Origin of the sequence: Sphingobacterium sp. UBA865 (assembly GCF_002295765.1) — a bacterium.
Taxonomy (GTDB): Bacteria; Bacteroidota; Bacteroidia; order Sphingobacteriales; family Sphingobacteriaceae; genus Sphingobacterium; species Sphingobacterium multivorum.
Map to the genome: position 1 here is coordinate 1 of NZ_DBGB01000014.1, position 4,699 is coordinate 4,699.

Below are 4,699 nucleotides of genomic sequence, written 5' to 3' on the forward strand. Positions count from 1 at the left end.
TATGTAATATGATTCTCCTAATATTTGTTGGGAGGGATAGTAATTGGACTTTTTTACTACTTTTGCAATTGCTGCGATTGCCGGCACATTTTCGATGACGATAGTGTATTTATATCTTTATATGATATATCGGGATCGGTTTATGAGTGTTTGGACAATTAGTTGGTTCATTCTTTTAATTAGGCTTGTTATTTTTGATTCAGGAATTATTAATTGGATGCAATCTGCCTGGGGATTTATCTTTTTTACTATTCTTTTGTTGGCAAGTGCATCGTTATTTATTTGGGCTGCACACCTTTTCATTAATAAACCGCTAAATAAAATGTGGATTGTTAGTGGTGTAGGGGTTTTTATAATAAGTGTTGTTTCCGTAATTGCAGATTTCCCCTTTTTCTATAAACTTCTTCCTGTTGCTTGGTACTGCGGTCTGGTTTGTATTTGGGCAGGCATCGCTTTTATGAGCTATTTAAATGCAGAGACCATTAGTAAGAGGATATTAGGATATTCCTATATTGCTTGGGGTATTCATACTTTGGATATGCCCTTTTTAATTGATGTCGCTTGGTTTGCCCCATATGGATACATCATTGAAGGGCTCTTGAGGCTTTGTGTGGCTATAGCTAGCCTGTTATTATATTTAGAGAAAGCCAGGTTAAATCTTGCTCAAAAAGAATCTCAATATCGATTACTAGCAGAAAATGCAGTTGATATAATATACTTATACAAAGTTGAACCGAAAGCTAAAGTTGAATATATAAGTCCAGCTGTTGCTGTTGTTACGGGATATGTTCCAGAAGATTACTATAAAGACGCCAATCTCTTAACCGATTTGATTCATCCTGAAGATAAGCTGCTATTTGATAATTTTATTGAAAATCTTCCTGAATTGGGTACTTTACCGCTTACGTTACGCATTATTCGTAAAGATCAAACGATAAGTTGGATAGAACAAAACATTGTGCCTGTCTATGATCAAGCTGGTAAGCTTGTATCATTGGAAGGAATTATTCGGGATGTCACAGCCCGGAAAAATCTAGAGCAGAGTATGTCTCGTTTAGATCGTATGAATATGATAGGTGAAATGGCAGCAAATGTTGCACATGAAATTCGTAATCCGTTGACAACTGTGCGTGGCTATTTGCAAATCATGGGAAATAAACAAGAGTTTTTAGGTTATAAGGATCGTTTTGAGCTAATGATTGGCGAACTTGACAGAACGAATGCCATCATTCGTGAATATCTTTCTTTAGCTAAAAATAAAATGTTAGAATTGAAGCATCATGATTTAAACAACAGTATCACATCCTTATTGCCTTTATTGGAAGCGGATGCAATTGCAACAAAGGCGAGTGTAACACTATCGCTTGCTAACATTCCTCAAATATTTTTAGATGAAAATGAAATTCGCCAATTATTATTAAATCTTGTTCGTAATGGTTTGGAAGCAATGCCGTCAGGCGGCAATCTTCATATTAGTACCTATGTAGATAACGAACAGGTAGTTTTATCAGTGGCGGATCAGGGAAGTGGAATACCTCTTCATATATTAGAGAATTTAGGAACCCCATTTTTGACGACTAAAGAAACTGGAACAGGTTTAGGATTACCTGTATGTTATCGCATTGCCGCAAGGCACAGTGCTATAATTGAGGTTGAAACAACAGAAACGGGAACTACATTTTTTGTTCGCTTTAATATTTCAAAGCTTCGTATAGCTTAGAAGAAGCTGCTTTAAAAGCTCTCATTCCTTAAAGGATAAGGAATGAGAGCTTTTTATTTTTCGATTAATAAAGTTAGTCGAAAGAGGTACAAATATCTTTTTCTTTTATCTGTCACATTGATACATTTTTCTACAAAAAGGTGTAGGATTTGAGCAAAATTTCCCGTATCCATTCTAATAGAGGGGAGGGAGTTATTATGAACATAATATAATTTTTTTTTAGACTGTTTTTTATTAAATTTTTAAAGGAGAGGTATTGTATGATAACAAATTTACCCGAAAAGATAATAGGTTTATCGTCCGATCAAGAATCCAGCATACAAATTGGAATTGCTGCAACTGATGCTGAGAAAGAAAAAATTTTTCGCCTGCGATACGAGATATATGTTGAGGAAATGAAGCGGCAACCCAATTTAGCAGATCATCGCAGTAAACAGCTAGTAGATGAAATTGATAAGTGGGCGATTCTCCTTTATGCAAAAGTTGGACCCGAATATATCGGAACGATGAGAGTAAATATTGGATCAATTGATGAATTTCCTTCGGATTTGGCTAATGTCCTTCTAATGAATAGATTCCGGCAATTTTGTAATACGAGTGGTAATCCACTAGTGGCCTTCAGTTCAAAGTTAATGGTTTCTAAACAGTATCGAAATTCAGCGGCGTTACATTTACTCTCCGCGAAAGGGTATGAGCTTTATTGCAATCACCATGTACGTTTTAATTTTGGTGGTTGCAATTTTTATTTGCTGCGTCTTTACGAGCAAATCGGCTGCCGACGGTTTGGAAGGAGCTTTGAAGATCCCGGTTATGGTTTGCTTCACCCCTTTATTCTACTGGTAGATGATATTAGCCACTTAAAAGCGGTGCGATCTCCCTTTTTTAGAAAAGCTCGTAAACGTGAAGGTTTAAACAGCGCTGCAACTGATTGGTTTTTTAATGAGTTTCCCGAAGCAGCAAGTATGATAAACAGCCAACTAGTAACAGAAGGAGAGCTTTGGGACATTGTAACTAATTACTTTCGTGCCAGCGGTTCGCCGGAAAGCGTTATTCCAGTGCTGCGGGGGTTATCCGAAACTGAAGCAAGTATATTTTTGTTTCGTTGTGGAGTTATTGTTCAATGCCACGATAAAGACCGGATCATTACTCGAGGCTTAATTAGTGAAGAACTAAACATTTTACTGTCTGGTAGGATAGTGGCCTCCAAACATCTGCTTCAGGATAAAATTTTGATTTTGCCTGGACAGAGCTTTGGAGCTATTGGGTTATCAGGCCCAGCTATTCAGCAGATGGATTTCGAAGCGGCTACACCAGCTGAAATAATGGTAATATCACGGCAATATTTCCGGAAATTCAGCGTGGCTTATCCGGATATTGCTAACACAATACTGCAGAATTTGAAAATGTAGAAAAAGAAAATGCTATTAGGAGGAGATTTTACATGAAGAAAACCGAGTTATTACTTGTGAATAGCTATGCCCCGCGTCAGAGAATTGCTTCAGATGCTGCATTGGAGAATGGCCTAGCAGTTCTCAGAACTTATTTAGCGGATAGAGGTCATACGGTTGAGGTAGTTGACGATCAACGTGTTACTGCTATGACGAAAGGAGTACCACAGTGGTGCTTGAAATTACTGCAGTTTATGGTTGGTTTGCAAATGAAAATCTACAATAAGAAGATAAAATCTTTATGGGTAATGGTTATGCTGCTTACATGGCCATTACAGTCGCTATCACTCTACTACCGCCGGGAATTTATGAACAAACGAATTAATGATATTATCCAGGAGATCAAAAAGAGTAAGGCTAATTTTCTAGGAATCAAGGTATGGTATGGTGATGCATTTGTATGGAGTAAACTGCTAGCCACCAAGGTCAAAGAAGCGTGCCCCGATACAATTATTATCGCTGGTGGCCCGCAGGTGAAAGTTTATGGAGAACATATTTTATTGGATGAGTTCTTTGATATTGCAATCATGGGCCCAGGAGAAGAAGCATTGGAAAAAATGTTGATGCTGCGTCAAAAAAGTAAGGATAAAGGTGAATTTTTAAAAGCTTTTCACACAGAAATTAGTGTATCTAAGTTAATAAAAACGGGGACCTATAGCACAGTGTGTTGCCTAACTAAGAATGTATTTGCGACCCCCAAATACCGAAACGAAGATTTGCAGGGTAAAATCTTTTTCCATACACTAGTTGACGGCTTTGGCTGCTCTTGGAACAAATGCAACTTTTGCTCTCATACCAGACAAAATAGTACGTATCAATCGCGCCCTATCGAAGAAATTGTCGACGAAATTGAAGAAATGGCCCGGCAAGGTATTTCCTTCTTTCGTTTTAGCAGCTCCGAAACTCCCGTTGAACATGGTAAAAAAATTGCTGAGGAAATACTGAAACGAAACTTGAATATTAATTTTTCTATGTTTTCCAGAGCTGCAAAAGTGACACCCGCATTATACGACGCATATTACATAATGATTAAAGCAGGGTTGAGAGCGGTATTTATGGGGGGAGAAACAGGGCATGACCTTATTAACGAAAAGGTGATGAATAAGGGCGTCCGGAGTAAGGATATTGTGGATACCATTAATTGCATTAAGCTGGCATCCTCTGCGGCTAAGAATAACTGCCGTGTAGGCTTATCTTTGATTTATCCCTGCCCGGTGGTAGAAGGGGTTACACTGGAAGAAGTATTCCGGGAAGATATGCGCATTATTCAAGAATCTAATCCTGATACGGTCATTGTTAACCCTCCCGGTATGTTTCCTGAGACCGAGTGGATGGAAAACGCAGCTAAGTATGGATTTAAGGCTGAAGAAAACTTTGTTGTTAATTTTATGAAATATGAGTACTCAATCTATAAGCCTGTCGAACTATGGGAGGAGTTAGGTTACTCTTTGCAAGAAATGAGTGGGGCTGAGCTTTTAAAAGAAACAGGTCGGTTAAAACAAGAAATTGTGAAGCTCGGTATTCCTACCGA

3 protein-coding genes are annotated in these 4,699 nt (G+C 38.1%); all 3 read left to right on the forward strand.

The window, feature by feature from the left end; all coding sequences use genetic code 11:
* Nucleotides 1–142: 142 nt before the first annotated feature.
* Entirely contained in the window at nt 143–1,720 is a 1,578-nt protein-coding gene (locus tag B2O97_RS08130) for an ATP-binding protein (protein WP_286767236.1), read from the forward strand.
* Nucleotides 1,721–1,980: 260 nt separating this feature from the next.
* The gene (locus B2O97_RS08135) at nt 1,981–3,129 is read left to right on the forward strand and encodes a Crp/Fnr family transcriptional regulator (RefSeq protein WP_286767237.1); all 1,149 of its coding nucleotides are present in this window, start codon (nt 1,981–1,983) and stop codon (nt 3,127–3,129) included.
* 32 nt (nt 3,130–3,161) lie between these two features.
* A partial coding sequence (locus B2O97_RS08140; RefSeq protein ID WP_286767238.1) for a B12-binding domain-containing radical SAM protein occupies nt 3,162–4,699 on the forward strand: 1,538 nt, incomplete at its 3' end.

What these genes read in the sequence shown, in the direction of transcription:
- B2O97_RS08135 (WP_286767237.1), top strand. Translation starts at nt 1,981, where the DNA reads ATGATAACAAATTTACCCGAAAAGATAATAGGTTTATCGTCCGATCAA.
- B2O97_RS08130 (WP_286767236.1), top strand. Translation starts at nt 143, where the DNA reads ATGAGTGTTTGGACAATTAGTTGGTTCATTCTTTTAATTAGGCTTGTT.